This window comes from Sphingobacterium sp. UBA1498, assembly GCF_002325125.1.
In the GTDB taxonomy this organism is placed as follows: Bacteria; Bacteroidota; Bacteroidia; order Sphingobacteriales; family Sphingobacteriaceae; genus Sphingobacterium.
In genome coordinates this window covers 353,702-380,048 of the sequence record NZ_DCRG01000032.1, presented here as the reverse complement: position 1 = coordinate 380,048, position 26,347 = coordinate 353,702, and the positions used below count along the sequence as shown (strand labels likewise).

Genomic DNA, 26,347 nt, shown 5'->3' with positions numbered 1-26,347 from the left:
ATTAATCACAAATGTTTTTCAATCAAAAAAGTTTGAGCGTCGACTGCGCCGAATACATCAATATTTTTTTTCACGTGTGAATAGAAAGCGGAAACGTCCGTCAAATACGCACGCAAACATTATAAAATAGTTAAAATTTGTGCCAAATTATCCTCTCGCATTAAAATGGATTACATTCTGTGCAGGCAATGTAAAAGTTTGTGGTTCACATGTAGAACATCAAGGTTTTTTATTCAAATTATGGAGGGTTACAAATTACACCATTCAAATTAAGAATAATGAAAAATTTGTATTTACTTTATTGCAATCAAAAGGTGGTATTCATCTAATTGACCAGAAAAAATATCCGTTAGAAAGCTATCAAATTCATTTAATTTTTCCAGGACAGTCAAGTTCCTTCTCTTGTATGGAAGAGACCACTGCTTATCAGTTTAAACTCTCTAGACAAAATTTCGAAAAGCTATGTCTTTGCCTTCCTATCAATATGAAGTTACTAATGCATCACCCTATAATAGACATCACGGAATACCAATTTGAAATACTACGTAACGATTTACAACAAATAGGATCGGAACTTTCTCGGATTCAACCGCTATTTCCACTTTTAGGGAATCGTGCATCAATTAGCTTACAGGAAATTAGTCGGATTCTGATGGATCGGATTGGATATCCCCAATCGTCATCCCTTTCAGTAACTTTAAATAAATTCCTGGAGTTGATCGAGCTACATTACAAGGAGCAACATGATGTTGCCTATTATGCAGATGCGCTTAATATGACTGAAAATGCACTTAGGAAGCTCACTAAATACCATATGAGTGTTGCTCCACTTAAATTGATACACCTGCGCTTATTAAGAGAAGCTAAGCGTCTACTAAGGGCTGCGCCCAATCCAATCAAGGCGACCATGATTGAACTCGGGTTTCAAGACCTGTCTACATTCTCGCATTTTTTCAAGAAACGAACAAAAATGTCTCCATCAGCATATCAACAAAAATACTTCCCGCCTAAAAATTCTTAAAGTGATTAGCATGCGATCTGATCCGGCGTTGGAATAGTCCTAAATTTATTCACAGCGAAAAAACTGCTATTTACCGACATAAATGGACAGTCCGCCTAAAAAACAAATTATTTAAAGTTCAAGTGATTAACTTCGATAACAACAAATATAACAGAGAAATTCTTATGCCTAAGATCCATTTATTAGACTATTTTCCGTCGAAGCTCATTTCGGTAAAAAGGATCAGATTCAACATGCTGCTATCGTTGATGGTTCTATATTTTATACCCTATCCACAGAATGCAAAAGCCCAACAATCAGATTGGTTAACAAAAGATATCATATTTGGGAGTGAGGGCATTGAATTGGCAGGTTCCATACTTCAGCCTAAACATGCCCGTGCGGCCATTGTCCTTGTTCACGGCTCTGGGCAAGAGAAAAGGATGACGGAGTTCGCTTCATTTTTAGCCCGAAATGGTATCGCTGTATTTACCTATGACAAACGCGGGGTTGGAAAATCGGAGGGAATCTATGCGGGCCCTGAGGTTGGTACAAATAATATTGACTCCGCTAACCTCAACCTGCTTGCAAAAGATGCACAGGCGGCTGTAACAACTTTCCGTCAACAACTGGACAACCCGAATATTCCAATCGGACTGTTGGGATTTAGTCAAGCAGGATGGATCATCCCGTTGGCGGCCAACAAAAATCCATTGATCGACTTTTTTGTCTTGTATAGTGGTGCAGTAATTCCGGCACGTGAACAGCTCCGATTTCAGTTTTTCACAAACGGAAGAAAAGACTTTTGGGATAAACATACGGAAACTGAGGCTCGTCAACATGTGATGAATGATCCAGATCGTTATCAATTTATCAATACCGATCCAGTCGCATCGCTAAAAACGACAGCTGCACCTGGACTTTGGCTGTTCGGTTCGCAGGATATTCAAATACCGGTAGGCTTATCCATAGAACGCCTCAATGCATTGAAAGCGCAGGGTAAACCTTTCGAGTATTGCCTATTCCCGGCACTAGATCACAACACAAGCCTTTCAGCATCGGATGAACCAAGTGCTATTGCACTTCAATGGATTAAAAGCAGGACTAAACGCAAAATCACTCCTTCTCCTCTCGTACAAGAAAATCATAAGAATACCAAAATTTTAGGTGTCCATAAGAATTGAGACCACCTAGACTATAGCTAATAGGATAATCATAGCTATGCTGTTGCAATTCAAGTTCATTTTTATAATCCGCAACAAGTTTTCTAATTGGGTTAAGACCTGTTGCGCGTCTAATAAAGCCTTTTTGTCGTCCGCCGCGCAAATATACCAATACGTCTGAACCATTTAAAATCGCTTTATCCAATTCGGTCAGTTGTTGGTTATAAAGTAATTTTTCGAGGACGTTTTTCAGATCACCACGCAGAAAATCGCTTTCTCCCATTATAATGGAATGTGTACCGTAGTTCACGGACGAAACATAATAAGGATTATATCCTGTCTTTTTTAATTTTCCAACTTCCTCCTTGTTAAAACCCTTTACATAATCCGCTAGATCAACTTGAAGGCTAAATGCAATATGTTCCCGGCGCAATAGCAAGCTGTTTGCCCTCTTTATTGTGGTCGAATCACGATGGCGAACCAACTTCAGCACACTATCTACATCAGGGCTATTATTGAGATGATAACGTATCGCCCTATAGTCGAAAAATGCGCCTACAGAAGATTGCTCCAAAACAGCCGGTTCGCCCCTGCTTTTCTTTGCAATAGCTCGAATAGCATCATAACCTGGGATGATACGAATCGAAGGTAAAGTTGGCTGTGTGGATGAAACTGTGTTTTTAAAAGGTTTATAATAAGAGCGAAGAGCGGTTAACTTTAGCTGCGGCGTCGTGTCTTTCAATCCCCATACCGTGCCCAAATAGAAATTTTTATCTACCGTACCATCTACATAAAACTGACTCACAGAAAAGCCAACAGAACGTCCTTCAAAATGATACCTTTTGCCCATTGCTATTCCATCAATCTCTGTAGCGTCAATATCAGCATCCTCTTTGTCACAACTTGACAAAAAACAAATGCTTAACAACAACAGGAACAGATATTTCATAATTTAAACAATTAATAGTCACTTCTGATGAAGCACTTCTCACTCATCTACCCGTCGGACAATGGCCTTTAGATTCTTCTCAAATATATACAAAATTCCTAACCCAGCATACATAAAAATAAGAACAACAACACGATACAATGCTAAGGGAGCCTACGCAAAAAAAAGTTAAAAATAAGATATGCTATTAATACTTAAAGAAAGATCATCTATAACACGCAACCTTATTCATCCTTATGGCATCGACGATTTTTTTAATGATTGCCACAATCAAAAAACTATAAATATCCAATATAGTGATTAAAACAGAAACAATCAAACACCAAATTCCGGGCAATAACAGTTTTCATTCATTTTTAATACAGTATTCGCTCACTGATTAGTCAGTGCTTACTGAATCATCACTGAATAAGCACTGAACGATCACTGAACAAGCACTGTGATAACGCAAGATTTGGTTGCGCTTTGATCATGAGGTAATCTTGTTGAAAATTGAAGAAAAAAAAGTGAAAAAATTATGCTTATGTAACAACATGTAGATGCTGTATCGAAATAAAAAATATTGATGATATAATTTTGGTATACCCCAATATATAGGGCCCATTAGAAGGTGATAATTAATAAAAAAAACACCCGAAAGCATGGGGTACCCCGGGTGTTTTAGCCATATTATTAACCTATTTTATGAAAAGTGCCCTTGAATGGGCAACACTAAAATAGAAAATAACTTTGTATAAACAAAATAAAACTTAAAAAAAAAGCATTTTTTATCCTTCACTAAATCGGTTAAACAGGACTTTAGCAATACGAATAGGAAAAACTAATCGTTGTTAGAAACATTGAAAGCCAGTTACTTACAACCGGCTTTCAACCCAATATACTTTTCTTTGAACAATCTTAAAAACCGTCCCCATTAATCACAACAGTCTCCCCTCCTTTTTTGAGTTTAGCTGCATTTTTATTTTATAACGAAGTCAGTTTTTCAATTCACCTTAAATAAAAAGAGCATTGGAAAAACTTCCAATGCTCTTTTAGCTTGATGATTTAAAACGCTAATTAAATCAACCAGCCTTCCTATTTCTTGTCACATATTATGCCCTTATTTTACCAGACACTGTACCGTTGCTGTTTTTAGCCACGGTGATGTGAACCTTATATCGACTTTGTCGCCAGATTGACCTAATACTTGAACATAAGCAATCATTTTACCATGATATACCCGCTGTTTGTTATCAGTATAATCGCCCATGTCGGCATTATTTCCTGCTTCCATTCCCAGCAGTCGTGCATTTCCGATGAGGTCGCAGGTTACTTCATCTTCTGACAGTATGACGGGTTCATCGTTGGCATCTACCAACTGCAAGGCAATTTGAATGATTGCGCCCGATTTTATGTCTTGTTCTCCAAGAATGGTGGCATGAATAGTCGTGGGCCGTTGAGTTGATTGTATTGCATGACGGACGATCTCCTTTTTATGATTGTCTAAACCTACAACTTCCAATTTGCCCGAAGTATAGGGAATATCCCAAAAGATAATACCTGTTTTCTCATCATATTTCTTTTCTTCGCCAACAAGCTTACCATTGAGTTCCAATCGTGCCTGCGCACTATTAGTATAGCAAACGACCCGAATTTGTTGTCCCTCTTGATAATTCCAAATTGGCCAAGCGTCCATAGAAGGGGCTTCATTCTTGAGCTGTCCTTCCTCCGACTCCAATGCCGACCACACATCGGTTGCTCCTGCCCCTCCTTTCAATGGATAAGTACCTAAGTAAGCCATAGGTTTATCCGACCACAGCGATTGGCGATAATAACCTCTCGGTTTGACAAATCCCGCAAAATCCAGCAGTCCCGAATAGAATCCCCGGGAAGGCCAACGTCCGGATTCGCCGAGATAATCGATTCCTGTCCATAGAAATTGACCAAAAATATGCGCATTGTCACGTACCGCTAACCAAGCAGAAAGATCATGTCTATTTTCGCTGCCGAAAATAACGCGTTCAGGAAAGCGTTGATGATCCAGTTGATAACGGCTTTCTGTATAATTGTATCCAGCGATGTCAAGTGCGCCTGGATAGGCGGTTTCGTTAGACATTGCTACACCTGCAAGCCCTGCTGTAACCGCTCTGCTTTTATCGTATTTTTTTACAACCGCGACCAAGCGTTTGGCAATATCACCCAACCGCATCGCATCGGGTGCATCCTTTTTGTAGCCCCCATACGAAGCTTGTGTAAAGCCACCCTCTTTCTTTTCTCCGTTAAGAATAGGATGTGAGTAAGGATCATTTGGATAATCCACTTCATTGCCTATACTCCACGCAAAAATCGAAAGGTGATTGCGATCTCTTTTGACCATGTCAGCAAGATCCTGCTCTCCCCAAGATTCAAAAAAGTCGTATGATCCTTCAAAGCCGGGCGTACCAAAATTCCACCCCTGCAACCATTTTCTTTTTGGAAATTCCCATTCATCAAAAGCTTCATCCATCACCAAAAGACCAAGCTCGTCACATAGTGCATACAACGAAGATGCCTGCGGATTATGACTTGTACGAATAGCATTGACTCCCAGTGATTTTAAGGTTAGGAGACGTCGACGCCATACTTCTGGATACACTTCAGCTCCCAATACACCAGCGTCGTGGTGCAAACACACTCCTTTTACCTTCATCCACTCTCCATTTAAAGCAAACCCTTTGTTGGCATCGAACGTAAATGCTCTGAAACCAGTCTTCACCTCCGACCGATCGATCTGCTGGCTATTTTGCGTCACAATTGTCCGTAAGGTATACTGTTGGGGTTGATCCAAACTCCATAGTTTGGGGTTCGACACGCTCAACTGCTGTTGTACGGTTGCCTTATCAGTGGCACCGAGTTGTACTTTTTGCGTTTTCTTTGCGACAATACGGCCTGTCATGTCAATCAACTGCTGCTCGACTGCAATTGCAGAAGATGCTGCATCGCTATTGACCACAGTTACTTCGGTATTTAAAATTCCCTTTCCGCCTTTCATTTCTGGATAGGCGTACACACCCCATTGGTCGATATGCAGCGGATTGGCCTTAACAATCCATACATCCCGATAGATTCCAGACCCAGTATACCACCGCGAATCGGCGCTTTGGCTATGGTCTACCCTAACGGCTATCGTATTTTCTTTGCCAAACTCAATGTATGGCGTAATATCGTAAGAAAAGGACACATAACCATTAGGCCTTTTGCCAACAGATTTACCATTGATAAAGACTTCACTTCGGTTGTACACTCCCTCAAAATAGATAAAAATCTTTTTACCTTGATCGTCTGCGGGTATAGTCAATTGTTTGCGGTACCATCCTATGCCGCCGGGCAAATATCCTGTCGCACTGGCTAAATTAGGACTTAACGGGTATTTTACACTCCAATCATGTGGCAAACTCACCTGTTGCCATCCAACGCGATTCATTTCCGTTCCCGCTTTTATCTCCATGTCCCCCAAATGGAAGCGCCAGTCTGAGTTTACGCGTTCGGCGATGCCAAACCCCGGCTGTGCATATAGGGTATGGATACCTATATAGCTGGAGATCGCTAACACGGCCAACTTTCTTATTATTCTTTTCATTTTATTTATATGTAGATTTGGTTTAGTGATTAAAGCGTGGGAACTACTGGTATTACATGGCCCTCATCGTCAAAATACAACCGATCCATACACACCTCGCGATTAAATCCTGCAGCGTCACCCATATCGATGCCTTTGGGATAATTAAAACGATGGTAAACAATATACCATTCATCTTTCCCTGGAATCTGCAAAATAGAATTATGTCCTGTTCCATATATCCCCTTTGCAGGATCTTTTTGTAAGACTAGATTATTTTCCGGAACAGTGATCGGTCCATCGGGGGAAGTGGCTGTTCCATAACGTACCCGATAATTTTCACTCCGTGTATCGTCTTCTGACCAAAAGAAATAATAGCGGCCTTTACGGTAGACTACATATGCACCTTCGCGAAACGTCTTATCAGGAGTTATGACTTTTACAGTGTTTTTTTTGATGCTAACCATATCCTTGTTGAGTTCAGCTACCGCTAGATAGCCATTTCCCCAATATAGGTAGCTTTTACCAGATTTTGGATCGTTAAACGCCGCCGGATCTATCTCCTGACCACCTTTTACACCTTCAGGTTTAAAATCTATCAATGGTTTTCCCGAATCCTTAAAAGGACCTGTCGGCAAATCTGCTACCGCAACGCCTATCTTTTGCGCCGCCGTGAAATAATAATAGTATTTATAGTCGTTCTTAACTTTCTTTTCCGTAATTGTTGGTGCCCACGCATTTCTAGGTCCCCAGGCAACATCTTTTTTCAGGTCCAAAATCACCCCCTCGTCTTTCCACTTGCTGAGGTCCGGGGACGAAAAGGTCTTAAAATAATAGCCGCCCCAACCGTCAAAACCATCGCTCGTAGGGTAAATGTAGTATTTTTTGGTTTTATTGGAATAGAGTACATCCGGATCAGCATAAAAACCATCCAAAACTGGATTCTTTCTAAATGTGAATTGCATGTCTTTTGGTTTTCCCCATTTGCTGGTCAGATCAATTAGTTCTTGTCTGGAAACGGGGATAATGGTACCATGTCTTGGATGGAAATCCATATCAATTTCATGATCAATAACTTTAAAACGATCAAGATCATCAGAGATGCAAAATTGATATTTTCCTTTGCCATATACATCATACATCAAGATGTATTTGTCGGACTGATTGATCTTAAAGACGCTAGATCCTTCCACAGCATCGTTCGTCTGCTGTTTATACCCTGGCTGTTCAATCCATTTTCCTGATGTCAGTGAGTCTGTTATCGCTAGTTTGATACCATTGCCGTGACCTTCAGTCTTATAGAAGAGGTAGAATAGACCATTCTTTTCAATGATATCACCATCAATACAAGATTTACCGTTTTTCGGCAGAAAAAGTACTTTAGGATCAGACTCAAAATCGGTAAACTCCTTATTAGCATAAGCGTAATAAATGATATCGGGATCGTTTCCATGCTGCATAGACCAATACACCATATATTTTCCTACCGAAGGATCAAATATTGTCTGCGGTGCCCACACCCTTTTCAAGGCTTCCTGGCCTTTAAAGCGCAGCTGAATGTCGATTGTTTGATGCGACCAATGCACAAGGTCTTGGGACTTCAACAAGACCATTCCGCGGTTGGAGTCCCAGCCTTTGGAGGAGGTCATGTCAGTCAGTACCATATAAAATGTTTTCCCATCGTCGCCACGAAGAATATGCGGGTCTCTTACACCACCAGTTTTACTGATAACCTTTGAGTCTAAGATGGGCTGATTATCGTTTAGAGCCCTATATGTATAGCCATCAGTGCTAATCGCAAAACACACAGCCTCATCAGCTACAGCGTTCCCTTTAAAATAGGCGAATAGATAACCGGCAAAATCTTTTTCTGCTGGGCCATACTTGTATTCTTGTGCGTAAACTGCCGCCGCAACATTCATCAATAAAAATGTAATAAGTGTTAATCGCATGGAGTATTTGATTTATTAAAGGTTGATTTATTTCTCAAAAACATCCTCTTGACTCTTATTAAAGAACCAAGAGGATGAATAACTTACGTAAACAAATATGCTAATTAATAGCCAGGATTTTGCTCCAATTGTCCATTCGAAGATAATATCTCAGCGCGTGGAATCGGTAGCCAATAGTGCTTTTCTTCAAATCGGCGTCCTGAAAGCGCTTCCTTGCGTGTATACGTAAAACCCTCACCATTTTTATCTATAGTCACGCCATAAGCAGGGATATTTTCTGTTACCATAGCAATCTTCCATCTTCTGACATCGTAAAAACGATGTTCTTCAAACGCTAACTCAACTCTGCGCTCGTAACGCACTTGCTTTCTAAACTCATCTTTCGACTGTCCCATAGGAATTTCGGGCATATCGACAGATGGCCGTGTTCTAACCAAATTTAAAGCCTGTCGCGCTGTTAAGCTACCACCAGCAGGTAACACATCTGGACCGTAAGCTTCATTTGCTGCTTCTGCAAAATTCAAAAGGATTTCTGCGTAGCGGAAGTAATTCCACGGTTGAAATCCCGCATTACCCCAAGGATTTTGAAGCGGATAGGCATCGTTCATAAATTTACGCAGATAGTATCCGGTTTTAGAAGTATTCCAGTTGTCACTTCCTTGCGGACTATCTTGCCCCTTTGGTATAAATGTTTCCACGGCCCTACCCCTGTATAAAGCGCCATTATATAAAATAGTTGCGTCAAAACGGGGGTCGCGGTTAACATAAGGATTTTTCGGATCGTAACCTGAAGCCGTGTTGACGGTACCGTCCTCATTGAAAGGAGCTTTTCCATTTTTCATTTCATAGGCATCGACCAAGTTTTGGTAAGGTGTATTTCCGCCCCATCCGCCATAGCCATTTGGTCCGTTGGCAATTTCGAGGTGCACGTGATTGGCATTTTTGGTGTAGTATCTGGCAAAAATAGTTTCCGGATTTCGGTCTGTTAAAAACAACGATTGGTATCCGCCCGAGTATAGCTTATACTTATTTAGGGCGATCACTTCCTGCGCTGCCTGAGCAGCGGCCGCCCAATTTCCGACATTATACAATGGACTTGCAGCATACAAAAGTAATCTCGATTTTAAAGCCATGGCCGCAGCCTTTGTGGCCCGCCCCATGACCCAAGTTTTGTCGTTATTTTCAGCGGGCAGCTTTTCAATCGCTTCATTCAATTCTTTGATTACATAATCCATACCTTCTTGCATGGATTTTCGCTCAAAAAGACTTGCTTTGGTTAGATCATCCTTCAATCCATATACGGTATCTCCCACCAACACTACGCGTCCAAAATTTCGAATGAGATCATGATACCTGAACGCTCTTATAAATTGAAGCTCGCCTTCCAATTGGCGCTTATGCAATGTACTCATCTGTATATTAGCCAATACTTTTTTAGCGTAATTGCACTCGCGGATACTTCGGTAGCTACGCCCCCAAAGCGATCCGGCAGCACCTAAATTTTCGGGAGACAATTGTCCCCGGGTAATAAGCCAGGTATTATCATCATTGGTATACATGGATTCGTCTGTGAGAGAAGACCACAGCGCATATTCAAATCCGCGACCGAAGCCTGGATTAGTACCATCTGCCTCATTTGATATTATTTTCTCGCCAATATATCTATTGATGACAAAGGCTTCTAAAACGGCTGTATCTGTTTCAATCGCTTCGGTGAAAATACGATCAGTTGCTGTAACGTCCAACAGGTTTTTGTTACAAGCTGAAAAGATAGTCGTTCCCAAAGCCAAGGGCAGGAAATATTTACTTAAAGATTTCATCTGTTATGTTCCTCCTTAGAATTTTAAATTTACACCTACATTAATAATTCGTTGTTGCGGATAGAATTGTCCACTACCGCTACTTCCTTCTGGATCATAATCCTTCACTTTTGTCCAAGTCAACAGATTGAATCCATTCGCGTAGAAGCGCAGTCCACCCAGTTTCCATCGCGAAAGAACCTCATGTGGCAGTGTATACCCTATTTCCACATTTTTCAAACGCAGAAAGGAAGCATTATTTAACCAAAAATTATTTCCATACTGCCCCCCGCTGACCGCCGAAGAAGCACGTTCGGGAACCATTGGATATGTGCCATTCGGGTTATTAACGGCATTAAATCGATTGTCGGCCCAACTGCTGTAGAAGTTCCCTACCGTACCAGATTCGGGAAGTACATGTTGACTAACCCTGGCTTGCCCAGAAAATAATACTGCTGCATCAAAGTTTTTATAAGCCGCATTTAAGCTAAAACCATAGGTGATCTGTGGTATATTTCCATACTTTGTCCGCATCATATCATCTGCGGTGATCTTACCATCTTGATTATAATCCTCAAAAATTAAATCGCCTATTTGCGCACCAGGTGCTTGCGGAGATCCTTTAAGATCTGCCTCAGTTCTATTTAATCCAATAGCATTATAGAGCAAATAGGTTCCCAAAGGTCGTCCTGTCTGACGCTGGTAATCTAATGTCCCACTTGCCTCGTCGATAAAGATAATTTTACTCTTAGCAAAGGTAAAATTACCCGACATTCCCCAGCTAAATTCTCCCGGCTTTTGATAAGACAAAGTTCCTTCAAATCCTTCGCTATTCACCTTGCCAATATTCTCCGAAGGGACTAACGGTTTGGAGCTGCTCTCTTTATAGGGATTGACAATACCTGAAACTCCCGGAATCGATGCATTTCGTTCGGTCAGAATATCTGATCTTTTTTGTTTGAAATAAATGGCCTCTAGTGTAAAATTCTTAAGAAATTGTGCATTTAGCCCAACGTCAAGCTTCTTCGATACTTCCCAAGTGATGTCAGTATTGGCTAATTTCGCTAATTTAACATTCGGCTCGATCTGGCTTTTTTCATTTAAAAGTGCGACTAATCCATTTCCCACAAGTGTATAATTATCAAAATATTGGAATGCATCCACATTATCGTTTCCAAGACTGCCGTAAGAAGCTCTCAGTTTTAAATCATCTAAAAATCCAATCTTGTCGGAAAACCAATCTTCTTTGCTGATTCGCCATCCAGCGGATACGGAAGGGAAGTACCCCCAACGCTTATTTGAAGGAAAAATTGACGAGCCATCAGCCCTGAGCTGTCCTTCAAACAAATACTTTTCGCTATAATTATACGCTATACGGCTAATGACACTTTTACGGGTGTAATTGTTGCTATATCCGGAGTTGAGATAATCTGTAGCAGCGATTCCGCCTTGAGATAATTCGGGCAATTGCGTAGACAGATAATTGAAGCGCTGTGCATCGAAATACTCCAAATGTCGCTTACTCTGCTCATATCCCACAAAGGCATTGATGGCGTGATCGCCAAATTTTCGTTCGAAATTTAACTTAATATTACTTGTAATCAACGACTCGTTCGTATGCGACTCAGTCAGTGTAGCTTTATTATTGTTTCCGCCAACAATCGACTCCTCATAGCTATCTTTTGCTTGCTTATATTCATTTAAAACATATGGAACACTAAAATTCTTACTAAAATTAGTGGATTTATCTATTGAAAGAAAACCATCTACAGATAATCCTTCTACCCAAGGAAGTTGATAACTCGCTTTGAGGATACCGTTAAACACCTGCTTGGGATTGACAACAGTGCCACCTATATCGGTCACCATTAAAGCTGGATTAGAGCCTTCGATGCCCCGTGTAGGCAAGCCATTCGGATAATATGCACTTACTGTGGGGTAAGCACGGTAGATCGAACGGAAAATATCTCCAGCCGACGCTATCGGGAATTTGCGGTCTTCTTGTCTGCCCGAAAGCGATAGGCCAACTTTAAATCGATCGGTGATATTGGCCTCCAGATTTGTTCTAAAATTATATTGCTTATATTTCGTAACACCTTTTTTGTAGATCCCGTCTTGATAGACCGAACCTAAGGACATAAAATAGCGGACATCCTCCGTTCCTCCTGCAATAGATAGATTTTGTTGACTTTGTAAGGCGGTATTTTTCAGGGTGACATCGGCCCAGTTGGTATTGGGATACAATAAAGGATCGGATCCATCCCTAAACTTTTGAATCTGTTCTTCTGAATAGATTTGGTTCATTCCCGCTGAAGAACTGTTACCATAGGCGATTTCATTCCGCAATAGCGCATATGTTGCCGCATCCGCCATTTTGGGCAATCTCGTTGGTGAACTAAATCCAAGATTCCCGCTATAGGTGATAGATGGCTTACCACTCTTTCCGCGTTTGGTGGTTACTAAAATTACTCCGTTAGCAGCCCTATTTCCGTAAATTGCAGCGGAAGCATCTTTCAACACCGAGATACTTTCAATATCGTTGGGGTCTAGGCGCTCCAGACCTCCTATCTGCCCCGGCACTCCATCGACAACAACCAACACGTCATTACTACCTGTTGTCGCTTGGCCCCGCACCGTGATTGATGAACCATCGTATCCAGGCTCTCCACTACGATTGTTGATCACCACTCCCGAAAATCTTCCAGCTAAAGAGTTGGACAAATTTGGCTGCGGACTTTTTACGAGATCTTTTCCTTTTACTTCTGAAATGGATCCCGTTAACGTCGCCTTTCGTTGCGTACCGTAACCTACAACGACGACATCTTCCAATACATGTTCATCACGTTCTAACTGAATAGTTAAATCTGATTTTCCATCCAATGGAATTTTTAAAGTTTTATACCCGACAAATGATACGACGAGAATACCTTTATTGGCATTGAGTTCAAACTTACCTGACATGTCTGTCTTCGTCCCTTTACCCGCCCCCTCGACGATAACACTTGCGCCAAGAATCGGTTCGTTTGATTTGTTCAAAACCTGCCCCGTAATTTTCCCTTGTTGTGCGTATACCAATGTTGGCGCAACGCTCAACAGGGTATAAAGAGAAACAATTTTTAGGTTGTTCATAAAGTAATTATGCTAATTAAACAGTAAAAAATATAATCAGGTCAGAATAGACAAAAAGATGTCGCACCATGGTTTATATTGGTTATATCAGCGGCATCGCTGCCCTTCCTCCCTAGATTTATAATTGAATTGTAAGCCAAACTTAGCGAGTTTTACCTCACCAAAACATATATAAATCCGTCAAAAAACATACAATATTCGGTCAAAATCAATGATTAGAAACCCCTAGAGCTTATTTTTTGGCCTATGGAAGCTATTTCCCCTTTCCATCTGATTTTTGGTATTCAGACGGAAGTTTGCCAAACTCTTCTTTAAAACATTGACGAAAATAGATAGCGCTATTGATACCGACCAAGAAGGAAACTTCTGTCACATTATGATTCCCGGAACGAAGCAGTTCGGCTGCCTTATGTATCCGGATCTTACGTACCAGTTGGTTGATATTCTTCCCCGTAATCCCTTTAAGTTTCCTATACAGTGTGGACTGGCTCATATTCATCCGTTCTGCTAGCGTAGCGGCGTCCAAAACTTCATCCTGCATATGCTCTTCTACAATAGTGATAAAATCCTGAACGAATGTATTCTCACGCCATAAATTATCTTTTTCCATCATTTCACTTTTTAGTTCCGGCGGATTATCCGATTTTATCTTTTGCAATACAACGGCGTTCATTATTTTTTGCTTCTGCAAAAGGTTTTCAATACGTTTCAACAAAAGCATGCTCCCAATAGGCTTAGTTAGATAAGAATCAATCCCAAGCTCATAACCACGTTGTCTATCCAAATCGGTATCTCTTGCAGTTAATAAAATGATGGGGATATGACTTGTCACCCGCTCTGCTTTGAGCTTTTCAGCCAAAAGAAAGCCGTCCATATCGGGCATCATGACATCACTTAACACTAAATCAGGAACGACAGCTTGAGCACGCTCAAATCCTATAGCTCCATTTTCGGCCGTCAGTACATCATAATGATTGCTTAACACCTTCACCATGTATTCGCTCAAATCCACATCATCCTCAACCAAGAGTATCAGCGGACGAATAGGATCAAGCGAAGGACGACTTTCTTCCACATTTAACGCCGGCTCTTCAGATTTTTTAGCGACCACGCGATTTAAGAAAAATCGAACTGAAACTGTTGTACCTCCACCTTCTTTACTGACTACGCCTATTTTTCCTTGGTGGATTGCTGTTAATTCTTTAACTAATGCTAAACCTATTCCTGTACCTTGAACTCCAACCTTGGAGATTTGATAAAATTTTTCAAAAATTCGTTCAATATCCTTAGCAGGAATACCACAACCAGTATCTTCTACCATTAATACGGCCCAGTTGGCAAGATTGGTTTCCTCATATGTTAGACTCAATCTGATATAACCTGAATCTGTATATTTATAGGCATTTGATAGAAGATTATCAACAATCAATTGCATAATTTCGGCATCAAACAGCGTACGAGTTTCAACTTCGGGAAAATCCGATAGTATTTGGAGTTGCGGCTTAGTGTTTAGCGTTTTATATTTATGAATGATGTCGTTGAGCAAGTCACGTAAAGATCCGGATTCAAGTACCAAAGGTTTAAATTGTGATTCCACTTTGCGAAACTCCAAAAGTTGATTCACCAACGTAAAAAGTCTATTTGCACTTTTCTGTACAGTCTGAACCAAACTTCTATTTTTTGCTGACAGCTCCCCTTCTTGTGATAAATCATCCAGAGGCCCTAAAATAAGTGTCAATGGTGTACGGAGCTCATGCGTAATTCGCGTATAAAAATTCATCCGTTCCGAGTGTAACTGCTCATCCTGTTGATGTTGCCTCTCTTTAAGTTTCAATTCGGTTTCCGCTTTCATTCTTTTGAAGTAAAAGAATATGAGTGTATAAACGATAAGCAGTATCAGAATCAAATAAACTATTTTAGCGCCTAAACTTAAATATATCGGCGGTGCAATCTTAATAAGCAGTCGTTCATATGTCTTGGACCATTGCCCATTCTTCATCCGCGTCCGGATCAACAATTCATGATCCCCATATGGAATATTCCGAAAATCTAGATTCGTCTCGTTCCCAAGGAAGATCCAATCATTGTTGAGTCCTTGTAGTTGATAACTGAATTCAACCAATCCATCCAACGCAACATCCATTACGGCAAGTTCGACACGAAAGCTATTCTCCTTATAGTTGAGGTTAATCTCATTTTTAGGCGAGGGATATTCGTCTTGTTGGGTATTTGATTCGCCGGATCTAAAAACAATAAATCGGCTTACCCGGACAGGCGATAACGCTAGATTTGAGGGGATCTCATTCGGATCAAAATAACAGATTCCGTCTTGCATTCCAAAGAACAGCCTATTTTTCAAATCTTTTCCCACGCTACCATTAATAAACCCGCCAAGTGGTAGGCCAAATGACTGATCATATTGTAGAAAGCGATTTTCTAAAGGTAGGAACCTGAGCATTCCAGACTTCGTCGAACACCAGATGTGACCATTCTGATCCTCCGCAAGACCATTGATAAACAGCCAGGCATTGCCGCCAGGAACGGACAATATTTTTAAGTCTCCAATTTTTTTCTGAGACTCCTGCAGTGCCAAACCTTGGTTTGTTGCCACCCAAATGTTATTATTCCTATCACGCAAGAGATAGTTGATGGTATTATTTCGTAACCCATTCTCACTATCCATTTTTCGAATTAATTGATGATTGCTGTTGTAGATATAGAGGCCTTGTCCATAGGTGCCTACCCACATATTATGCTGCCCGTCCTCGACTAGCGTCCTAGGCGCATAGTCACCTAACATAGGGTTATTAATCAGCATTTTTTCTACAGTATGTTTTATGGGATCATATATAAATATACCTTGATATCCAGCAATCCAAATTCCTCCGCGGTGATCTTCATAAATTGCACGGACTTCTGTAACGCGCTCTCCAAGATCAATTTCATGCCATGCGGACGAGCCAGCATATCTAACAGCTACTCCACCTTTCCGCAAACCTGCCCAAACATGTTTATTGTGATCGCTAAAAGCAGTCAATATATAATCGTCCGGGCTGCCTTGCTTATGCGTTATCTGTTTGTTCAAACGACCATCTTTGTCCATCTCAATAATACCCGATCCCTCTGTTGTTAACCAAATTGTTTGGCTATTGCGAACGATGATATTACTTACTGTTGCTAGGCGATCAGGCAGCGTATTTTCTTCGGGGAATACATTAAAAAAAGGGCGTATATGATTTATAACACCAACACCTCCACCATACAACCCTAGCCAAACATTCCCAAATCGATCTGCTACAATACGTTGGACCATTGCATTATTGCCCTTTCCCAAATCAATAGTTTTTAGCTCTTTAACACCCGAGATTTGCTGATCAAAACCATATGCTGGTTGAAAAAGAAAAAGCTGAGAAGATTCAGCCCCGATCCAAATCGTATTTCCGATTTCCTCAATCGTATATACAAATGGTTCATTTCCATTTTTTGATGCTCCGGCCAACGGTATGTGCATAATTTCACCTGTTGAAGGAGAATAGACAGCAAGCCCTTTTCGGGTACCTATCCAAATGTTATCGAAACGATCACAAAACAAAGCTTTCACTTCGTTATCAGGCAATTGCCCATTTGTATTTTGAACAGTCAATCTTTTGGAAGATTGACTAATAGGATTAAATATGGTCACCCCTTCATTTACATGACCAATATAAAGTATCCTGTTTCTATCTTCAGCCAACGACCAGATACTATTTTCGGGAAGACCAGGCAAACTCTTTTTATTGAAACAGCGAAATTCTTTCTTTGTGATGTCAAAATACTGTAATCCCTGATGGTAAGTTGCCAACCATAGATTGCCGTCCGCACCTTTGATCATGTCCGTAATATCGTTGGTGGCGATAGACTTCGGATTATTCGAATCGTGCGTATAATAACTGAATTTATTGGTCTTCAGATCGAGAACATTGAGCCCATTGGCACGCGTACCTATAAAAACTTTTTTATTATCGTACAGTAAGGTATTGATTTCATTACTATTGACAGACAAGCCTTCTGGTTTCTCCAAAGCGTAATAGCTCTTAAATGCTTTTCCTGCAAATCGATTTAAACCAAGCTCTGTCGCTATCCACATAAATCCTTCATTATCATGAACAAGGTCCAAGACCTGTTGATTGGTCAGACCATCTTGAATAGAAAAAAAATGAGCGCGACTAGGCTGCGCAAAAACTTGGCTCAAGTGCCACAGAAAAATAACGACAACTAGCAAATTTTTCATAGATACAACATTCACAACACCATAAAATCAAACGTCACATTAACCACAGTTTACATTCAATTGGGATACACTGCGCCCGGTCAGGAAACAGTACATTATCAAATAGTAAACAGGTTAAAATATCAAAAATAGGGTGTATTACACAATATTTCCTCGTCCAAAGGTTATTTCAGCGCTAAATATACTACATTATTCATAAATGTCGGTCAAACAGTTATAAACAGAAATTAATCGTATTAGCAACAGTAAGTGAAGCGTTTTGCGATCGAATACCTGAAATATTGGTATATTGCAGCTCATTCTAACATACTTGTGGATTACTAAAGAGTACAATTTATGAATAAAATTCTATCAACCATTCTTCTGTCCTGCGTCCTATACTTGCCAACGACAAACTTTGCGCAAAACAAAACTACTGTTCCGCAACTCATTCCTTTTCCTCAACAATTAGCATCCAATCCCGGTCTTTTTCAGCTAAAGGGACAAGAATTGGGTTACTACATCGATCCAGCGCTATCTTCTCCATCTTTATCGGGATGGATCGACCATGCGCTGTTCGGGAAATTGAATAAAAAAAGCGTTAAGCGGGCTGGTGCTTCGCTACAATTGATCAAAGGTCAAGGGCTCTCAGATGAGGCCTATGAATTGAAAATAGATCAAAAAGGCATTCAGATCGTTGCTGCTTCGGAGAAGGGGGCATTTTATGGTTTACAGACAGTTCAGCAATTATATTTACTTTCGGGCACAACAGCTAAAGTGGCCCTTCCGTATATTACAATCAAAGACCAGCCTGCTTTTCAATGGCGTGGGGTCGAACTCGATGTTGCACGCCATTTTTTCCCAAAAGAGTATCTCTATAAATTTATCGATCTCATTGCAAGCTACAAGTTCAACAAATTCCACCTCCACTTGACGGACGATCAGGGTTGGCGGATAGAAATTAAGAAGTACCCTAAACTTACCGAAGATGGTGCCTGGAGAACGTATAACAACCAAGATTCCGCCTGCTTTGTAAAGGCCAAAGAAAATCCAGACTTTAATTTGCCCAAAGAATTAATACGCACAACAAACGGAAAAGAAGAGTATGGGGGATTTTATACCCAACAGGATATCAGAGATATTGTTGCTTATGCGCAGCGCCGACAAATAGAAATCATTCCCGAAATAGATATGCCAGGGCATATGATGGTAGCTACAAAAGCTTATCCCGAACTGCTGTTGGACAGTCAAACCGCCGGCTGGGGAAAACAATTCTCCGTACCGATCAGTCCGTGGAAAGAAAGCAGTTATACTTTTGTTGAAAATGTGCTCAGTGAAATCATTGAACTATTCCCCTCCCACTATATTCATATCGGTGCCGATGAAGTAGAAAAAGATTCTTGGGCAAAATCTGCTGCTGCTAAAGCTTTTATGGAAGAAAAGCAAATTGCCAATTTACATGATCTTCAGAGCTATTTCGTCAAACGGGTAAACAATTTTATCCGTTCAAAAAATAAACAGAGCATCGGCTGGGATGAGATATTGGACGGCAGCTCAGACACTAGCATGATGGTTATGTACTGGCGTGGCTGGGAAAAAAATGCACCTAAGGAGGCTGTGAACCGCGGTCATAGGGTCGTTATGACACCCACCAATCCGCTATATTTTGATTATCTTCCGAATAGCAGCAGCCTTGATGCTGTGTATAACATGAACGTGATACCTTCAGATATATCTAGTTCAAAAACTCATTTGATCCAAGGTGCTCAGGCCAATATATGGACAGAAATGATTCCAACCACTGCGCGATTAGAGTTTATGATTCTCCCGCGTTTAAGTGCGCTATCTGAACGCGTATGGACCAACAAACCGTTATACGATAGCTATAGAAATCGAGTAATTTCCCACTTTGGAATCTGGGACAAAATGGGTTTGCGCTATCGCATGCCTGACCTCGAAGGTTTTGCCGAAACACAGGTGATTGTTGATGGACATTCTATATTAAAGGTCGCGAATGAACTTCCTCAAAATCCAATACACTATACCACCGACGGTAGTCTTCCAACCCAACAAAGCCCCGTACTGAAAGATTCTCTCGCAGTAAAAAAAGAAGGTCCTATTCGATTTGCAACAATCTCGTCTTCAGGTGCAAAAAGTGAGCTCTACCAAATTAATTTTAAGTATGATACCTGGAAAAAAAGTGTGAGCGTGGATGAAACAACATTGGCACCAGGCCTTAAAGCAACTTTCTTTAATGGAACTTTTGCTAATACATCTGCCATTGCCGGTCCCGAAGTACGCCACGAAGTGATCAGCAATGTATCACTAAGCGATACCATCAAAATGCCTTCTTTTGGTGCTAAAATAAGAGGATATCTCTATGTCAAAGAAAAAGGAGTCTATAATTTCTATTTCACTTGTGATGATGGTGGTGTCCTTCGGATACACGATCAGCCTGTCGTCGATAATGATGGACAGCATGCGCCAATTATGAAAAGTGGACAGATTGCGTTAGAACCTGGCTACCATCCAATTGCTATAGATTTCATCGAAGCAGGTGGAGGATTCACCCTAAAACTTCAATATAGCGTCAAAGATTCACCGGTGATCGATATTCCAAAAGCATCTTTTTTCCATAAGAAAGATTAGTAAGATCAATAGACAATTTATAGTAGCATATCCCCAGTGAAGTTGATAGCACTGGGGATATTTTATATTGTATCAATCTCGCTTTGTATAAAAATTAAATACTTTCGTATAATATAGATTGCAGTAAATAGTCAAGAACATAGATTTGTATCAATATCTCCACAGGTGATTGGAGATTGCAGTGATTTTGAACGCATATAAATTAGTAATGATGAAAGCTAGGCAAGTGTTGATTTTTAAAAGTTCAGTAAAGACAGAAGATAAGAAAAATTTTTTAATGCAATTAGTCAAAACTCATCTTCCACAAGTACAAGATGCTACTGTCGATCTCGATGATGAGGACGCTATTTTCCGCTTCGAAACAGAAGAATGTTCTGTTGAATATCTGACAGATTTCCTACAGCGTTACAATATTCAAGTTCATTTCCTAGATCGCTTTGTAGTTGCTTAGGGCGACTGTTCAATCAGAGGAGTCCCCCGGTATATTGTTTAAAGAATGACTCTCGATAGATCTCACCAATCGGGATTTCAAACTTATCGATGTAAATAGTGTGACTATCAAAAGAATCAATAAACGATAAATTAATCAGATAGGATTTACTGGTACGCGCAAACAGCCTCACAGGAAGTTTCTGGTGAATTGTCTTCAAGTTCATTGCAGTAATCAGTTTATTGTTCTGAGTATAGATGACCACATAATCTTTGAGCGCTTCTATAAAGCGAATATCGGTAAATGCAATTTTATAGTATTTCCTATCCGATTTAATAAAAAGTGCGTCCTTACTGTACTTCTCAACCGTATTTTGGTTTTCTTTTAGCTCCAATAGTTTTTTATAAGCTATTGATTTGTTGATCGCTTTGGCCAGACGGTCTTTGCTAATGGGTTTCAGCAGATAATCTATTGCATCCAATTCGTAACTTTTCAGGGCATAATGCGCATAGGCAGTCGTAAGGATCACTAATTTGTCGTCTGGAAGAGATTGTGCAAAATCAAGCCCATTGACCGTGGGCATCTCGATATCCAAAAAAAGCAAGTCAACCGGATTCGTTTTGATACATTCCAATGCAGATATCGCATTGGAAAATGTACCAACAATCTGAAGGGTAGAAATCTCTTCGATTAAATTCTTCATTTCTTCCCTAGCCAGGGGTTCATCGTCTACAATGATGCAATTCATAATGGAATAGTAAGTTTAACCTGATACAACACCTCGGTTGTTAAAATCGAGAGCTCATAATCATTTCTATACAGAAGGTCTAGCCTTCTTTTGGCATTAGCCAGTCCTAATCCGCTAAATTTGCTGCTAACATACCGGCTATTGGGATCTTTCGAATTTTCACATTCAAAACAAAGTTGCTGATCCCGCTCAGAAAAATGGATTGTGATAAAAGTAGAGCCATCACCTGCGCTGAGGCTATGTTTAATTGCGTTTTCAACAAAGGCCGTAAAAAGATGTGGCGGTAGAAATACACCTTTTTTTTCTAATTCAACAGGACAGGATATACGCGTTTTTAAGTTATCGCGGCGTATTTCCTCTAATTTCAGAAAATTGCTAATAAAGTTGATTTCAGACTTCAAAAGCGTCTTATCATCGTTATTTTCATACAGCTGATATCTTAAAAAATCTGACAACTTCATGATCACTTCAGTAGCCATAATAGGATCTTTTCGAATTAAAGCTTTAACATTGTTAAGCATGTTGAATAAAAAATGTGGCTGAATCTGATTTTTCAAGGAAATAAGCTCCGTGGTCAAAGCCAGATTTTTCAATTCAGAAATACGCTTATTATCTTCCAACCAGCGTTTAAAGAGCTTAAAAGTCGTGGTGGTCAGAATGATAGGCATACAGATAAATAAAGCTGCAATTAGCCCCATAGAGTCCGACTCAGCCTTTTTTATCACCGGAATATGAATGGAATAGATGTAATTAGCAATATACATAACAACCAGCACGCTGGCCGTCACGAGCAATATTAATGCGAGTACATATAACTCATATTTGGCCTTAAAGAAAAACTTTGGTATCAATACGTACATATTAGCATAAAACATGCAGACAAATACAAACCATAGGACAATAGAAAAATAAAACCGATAACTGCTCTGAAAATGGGAACGTAAATTTGCATTAGCAAAGAGCAAGAGTAACCCGATCAGAAAAAATATATGTCGCAATGGCCTGAATTTATTTTCTGTAAAAAACCTTAAAACAATACTATTATTAAAGTCTTGCATGGATTAGAATAGATTTAACTTAAATAACAAAAATAAAGTTTTTCTAGGCAAGAATCAGATCTCTTATACGAAGACCTGTTTTTTTTATACCAAAATTAGTAGATGATGTATAGCTTCGCTTTCCGTAGTTCTTCTAAATTGGGCTTTTGTATAAAAACAACACCTGTTGGTCTAAAAAAAAATACCACCTACAAATTTCAGCTATTCTTACAATAATTTTAATGAAACATCTATGCAAAAAATACTTTTAGTGTTTATATTACTGTTTTGGTCATACACTTTAATCGCACAAACTAAGGATAGCGTGCAGCAAAAAGTGATGGCAGTGATTACCGACAAATTTCCCATAACACGCGTCCTCAATTTGACCTTTGAATCCAATGCAGGATATAGCTATTCATCAAAACTCCACGGTAGGGATTTATCCGAAACGAAAGTAGAATCGATGTACCAAGCAGGAGGTAGTATCAACATTAACTTTTTAAAGAGCCGAACATGGAATCTGGGGACCAATATTGGCTATCAGTTCACTTCTGTAAACTCCAGTCGTCCAGACCTTGTTGCGCATTCCATCACACATTTAGCCAGCCACTATCATTATCAATACGAATCACTTAATCTGACCCGTTATTCACGTTTATGGGGTAAAGTAGCCTTTTACACAGCAACGGTCGCTACAAATGGGAGTGAAAAAGCAATCGAACGCGTGAATGGGATGCTCTCTGCCACTGTAGTACTAAAAGCTACGCAGGAGATTCAAATGGCCGTAGGTATTATCGGGATTATAGACCCGGCAGCAATTCTTCCGATTTTACCAACCTTCGCCTACAAACAGCAATTTGGCAAAGGGATGATACTTGATGTGATCTTACCAAAAGGAATATATCTCCGAAAAGGGGTATTGTGGAATGGCCGAGTTTCGATCGGTTCAGATTTGAATAGTACAATCTTTTACCTTTATAACTTTCCAAGTTCTGAAAAAGTATATACTTTCAATCAGATGGAGATCAATTCGGGCCTGACTTATGAGCATAACCTCGGGCGATCATTTATTGCCACCTTTAAATCAGGAATAAAAGCCATACCTCGCGCACGTATATTTGAGAAAAACAAACCCCAACGCGATTATATATGGGAAGCAAGCCCCGAACCTTCATTTTATATGAATGCGGGGCTTTCCTTCAATCCCTTTGCTAAGAAAAGGAAATAATATCTTTTTTTCGGGTTATCCAGCCCATATATATTGAGGATTGAAAGAATCGAACAGGAGGTTCAAATCCAGCTTCTTCACAGAGTTCTGCTAAGCGCTCTTCAGAAACATGCAACAATTCATGTTCGATTCGTTGCAATCTTTGAGCGACCTGTGTTTCATCTATACCCTTAGGCAGAAGAAGTCTCAACAGCCCCAAGTTTTGCTGAATTTGCTCCTTATTGCCTGTTATATCTAATAATACCAATGGTGCTTGAGACATCATTCTTTTACAAATATCTTGCAACATACCCAATTTTTCGCCATCGTCTTTTAAAAAGTGTAATACAAGCAAAAGCGTCGCGGCGCCATATTGTTTTCCTTCATCCAAATCACTTACTAGACCTTCCACAAGGTTAACATTCTCATCTGCTTCAAATTTCTCCCTCGCTTGACCAATCATCTCGGGTGAGGGATCGACCCCTGTTATTTTCCAAGATTCTGATGTGTCGACAAAGCGTTCGATTTCATTTCCTGTACCACATCCGACCACTAATAAATCTTTGTGCTCTATTTCGGACAGGATCTTAGGCAACTGATCTAAAAAATAATGGTAATTGGGGATCCAGGTTTCAACAAATTCATCATAGCCACTTGCACGTTCATTTTCAAACAGTTCTACTGTATTCATAATCATAAGAATAATCGTTTTACTTACATAAGTAGAGATATACCCTATCTTATTCCAATATACAAGCAAAGATAGTTATTTAAAATAATTCTAAATAACTTTATTCATAGTCGTCCAACTGTGGTAGATAAAGCATCCAATTGCTTTAGTTTTGAATTGCTTTAGGCTATTTGACCGTCACAGCAAAAGCGTATTCATCTGGAGGAAGACATTGTGAAGCATCACAAGCTTGCCATTCCACAGTGCCTTTTACTGTCGCCGCTCCTTTAGTAAGAGAAACTTTTTGTTGAAAGATTACCTCATTGGTGAAATACCCTACATCCATTTTGAAAACCTCTTCGTGTTTGATCTTGGGTTTTGGTTCGGCCGTATTACCGACTAGCGCATAATCAGTAGCTTTACTGAAATTAAAGGAAGTTGATATCGGGCCACCATCTTTCACATGTTGGGAATATATGTGCCAACCATTTTGAATAGTCGCCTTAACGTAAATAATTGCTTCCTTGTTATTGAGTTTTTTACTAGCAACAGTCCATTTAACAGGTTTATGAATCTGAGCAAAAGCACCTGTAATGGAAAACATAACCAAGGTTGCTAAAATTAAAATCTTTTTCATCTTTTTATAAATTTTTCAGTTTATTATTTTATTGGCATTAGATATAAACAGTATCCTTACTACAAGAACCTGCACCTGAATACACACGTCAATATTCGTTATAAACAGAATAAAACACAACCATATTATATTTAAACAATAAATTTTACAAAAAATAACGCCATAAGCCATATTATTTTCATTTTAAATCATGGAATTTTATCAAATTCAATAATAAGTTCAAAAGAACTATTGCTTTGAAACAATAGCTCAATTCAGATAATGCTGTTTGCCGATCAGCATTTCAGCAACGCTAAGAGCATAACATTATTTTATAATCACCTTTTTGAGAAATTAGCTGTAAATTATGTTATTTCAAATTTATATCATGGCAATACCAACTACAAAAGAGGAACTCCTTAAAGCGATCCAAACAAATCACAACAAGCTCGTCCATGAACTGTCCAGTATTCCCATTGATCAAACCAGTTTATTGACATTAGAAGGACATAGCAAAGGAACGCTAATGAGTGTAAATAACCTACTTTCTTATTTGATTGGATGGGGTGAATTGGTTCTCAAATGGAATAGGAAAAGCGAGGAAAACAGCCACATCGAACTCCCTGAGACAGGCTTTAAATGGAATGAACTAGGCAAATTAGCGCAAAAATTCTACCGGGATTATGCCGATTTAGATTTTACGACTCTGTGTACCAAACTCAATCAAACATTTTTTAAAATCTCGGATTTAATTGAGCAAAAAACAAACTATGAACTCTATGGAGTGACGTGGTATGGCAAATGGACCTTAGGCCGCATGATACAATTTAATACCGCTTCACCATATCAAAATGCAACCGGGAGAATTCGTAAATGGAAAAAAATACAAAAAAATAACCAGCAATTGGATTCGGTTAATGAATAAAAAAGATTAAATATAGTAAACCATCGTTCGATAAATATTGTTATTCAATAAACAGATATATATTTATTACTATGGGAAATTTATTATATACAATTGCAGTTATTTTGGTGCTCATATGGGCCATCAGCTTTTTTGGCGGCTTTGTGGGCGGGGGACTAATCCATATACTATTGGTAATCGCTATCATTGCGGTTCTCCTTCGTGTTATTAAAGGAAATGTATAACTGGTCGGGCCGTTGCTCCT

Annotated in this window: 17 protein-coding genes; 7 read left to right on the top strand and 10 right to left on the bottom strand. The window is 39.7% G+C overall.

The window, feature by feature from the left end; genetic code table 11:
- Positions 1-139 precede the first annotated feature (139 nt).
- A complete protein-coding gene (locus tag B3139_RS18465; protein ID WP_293885005.1) occupies positions 140-1,021 on the top strand; it encodes a helix-turn-helix domain-containing protein in 882 nt (293 codons plus the stop codon).
- 164 nt (positions 1,022-1,185) lie between these two features.
- Entirely contained in the window at positions 1,186-2,184 is a 999-nt protein-coding gene (locus B3139_RS18460; protein ID WP_293885004.1) for an alpha/beta hydrolase family protein, read from the top strand.
- Here B3139_RS18460 and B3139_RS18455 read toward each other — a convergent pair.
- From B3139_RS18455 to B3139_RS18430, 6 genes are all read right to left on the bottom strand, one after another.
- Positions 2,117-3,112, bottom strand: a complete 996-nt coding sequence (locus B3139_RS18455) for a hypothetical protein (protein ID WP_293885003.1) — start codon at positions 3,110-3,112, stop codon at positions 2,117-2,119. The genes B3139_RS18460 and B3139_RS18455 overlap by 68 nt on opposite strands.
- A 1,099-nt stretch (positions 3,113-4,211) precedes the next feature.
- On the bottom strand, positions 4,212-6,710 hold the full coding sequence (locus B3139_RS18450) for a sugar-binding domain-containing protein (protein WP_293885002.1): 2,499 nt from the start codon (positions 6,708-6,710) through the stop codon (positions 4,212-4,214).
- A 29-nt stretch (positions 6,711-6,739) separates the two neighbouring features.
- A complete protein-coding gene (locus tag B3139_RS18445; RefSeq protein ID WP_293885001.1) occupies positions 6,740-8,641 on the bottom strand; it encodes a family 43 glycosylhydrolase in 1,902 nt (633 codons plus the stop codon).
- A gap of 104 nt (positions 8,642-8,745) precedes the next feature.
- A complete protein-coding gene (locus tag B3139_RS18440; protein WP_293885000.1) occupies positions 8,746-10,461 on the bottom strand; it encodes a RagB/SusD family nutrient uptake outer membrane protein in 1,716 nt (571 codons plus the stop codon).
- A gap of 15 nt (positions 10,462-10,476) precedes the next feature.
- Positions 10,477-13,569, bottom strand: a complete 3,093-nt coding sequence (locus B3139_RS18435; RefSeq protein ID WP_293884999.1) for a SusC/RagA family TonB-linked outer membrane protein — start codon at positions 13,567-13,569, stop codon at positions 10,477-10,479.
- A gap of 253 nt (positions 13,570-13,822) precedes the next feature.
- Complete coding sequence (locus B3139_RS18430; protein WP_293884998.1) at positions 13,823-17,839, bottom strand: hybrid sensor histidine kinase/response regulator transcription factor; 4,017 nt, start codon at positions 17,837-17,839, stop codon at positions 13,823-13,825.
- A 336-nt stretch (positions 17,840-18,175) separates the two neighbouring features.
- Between B3139_RS18430 and B3139_RS18425 the strand changes: the two genes are divergently transcribed.
- Together B3139_RS18425 and B3139_RS18420 are read left to right on the top strand one after the other, a co-directional pair.
- Positions 18,176-20,467, top strand: a complete 2,292-nt coding sequence (locus tag B3139_RS18425) for a family 20 glycosylhydrolase (protein WP_293884997.1) — start codon at positions 18,176-18,178, stop codon at positions 20,465-20,467.
- Between the two features lie 169 nt (positions 20,468-20,636).
- Positions 20,637-20,918 (top strand): hypothetical protein, encoded by a 282-nt coding sequence (locus B3139_RS18420; protein WP_293884996.1) that lies wholly within the window; start codon positions 20,637-20,639, stop codon positions 20,916-20,918.
- Positions 20,919-20,931: 13 nt separating this feature from the next.
- Here B3139_RS18420 and B3139_RS18415 read toward each other — a convergent pair whose 3' ends face one another.
- Positions 20,932-21,645 carry a LytR/AlgR family response regulator transcription factor gene (locus B3139_RS18415; protein ID WP_293884995.1) on the bottom strand — a complete coding sequence of 238 codons (714 nt, stop codon included), beginning with the start codon at positions 21,643-21,645 and terminating at the stop codon, positions 20,932-20,934.
- A complete protein-coding gene (locus tag B3139_RS18410) occupies positions 21,642-22,505 on the bottom strand; it encodes a sensor histidine kinase (RefSeq protein WP_293884994.1) in 864 nt (287 codons plus the stop codon). The genes B3139_RS18415 and B3139_RS18410 overlap by 4 nt, the downstream gene beginning before the upstream one ends.
- A 430-nt stretch (positions 22,506-22,935) precedes the next feature.
- On the opposite strand from B3139_RS18410, the gene B3139_RS18405 reads away from it, so the two are divergent.
- Positions 22,936-23,913: a hypothetical protein gene (locus B3139_RS18405; RefSeq protein ID WP_293884993.1), complete on the top strand. Its 978-nt coding sequence runs from the start codon at positions 22,936-22,938 to the stop codon at positions 23,911-23,913.
- Here the strand turns inward: B3139_RS18405 and B3139_RS18400 are convergent.
- Positions 23,897-24,583, bottom strand: coding sequence for a class I SAM-dependent methyltransferase (locus B3139_RS18400; protein WP_293884992.1), 687 nt, complete (start codon positions 24,581-24,583; stop codon positions 23,897-23,899). The two genes, B3139_RS18405 and B3139_RS18400, sit on opposite strands and share 17 nt — an antisense overlap.
- Before the next feature lie 166 nt (positions 24,584-24,749).
- The gene (locus tag B3139_RS18395; RefSeq protein WP_209574944.1) at positions 24,750-25,199 is read right to left on the bottom strand and encodes a protein-disulfide reductase DsbD N-terminal domain-containing protein; all 450 of its coding nucleotides are present in this window, start codon (positions 25,197-25,199) and stop codon (positions 24,750-24,752) included.
- Positions 25,200-25,566: 367 nt separating this feature from the next.
- Between B3139_RS18395 and B3139_RS18390 the strand changes: the two genes are divergently transcribed.
- The gene (locus B3139_RS18390; protein ID WP_293884991.1) at positions 25,567-26,103 is read left to right on the top strand and encodes a ClbS/DfsB family four-helix bundle protein; all 537 of its coding nucleotides are present in this window, start codon (positions 25,567-25,569) and stop codon (positions 26,101-26,103) included.
- A gap of 71 nt (positions 26,104-26,174) precedes the next feature.
- Positions 26,175-26,327 (top strand): lmo0937 family membrane protein, encoded by a 153-nt coding sequence (locus B3139_RS18385; RefSeq protein ID WP_293884990.1) that lies wholly within the window; start codon positions 26,175-26,177, stop codon positions 26,325-26,327.
- Positions 26,328-26,347: the final 20 nt, after the last annotated feature.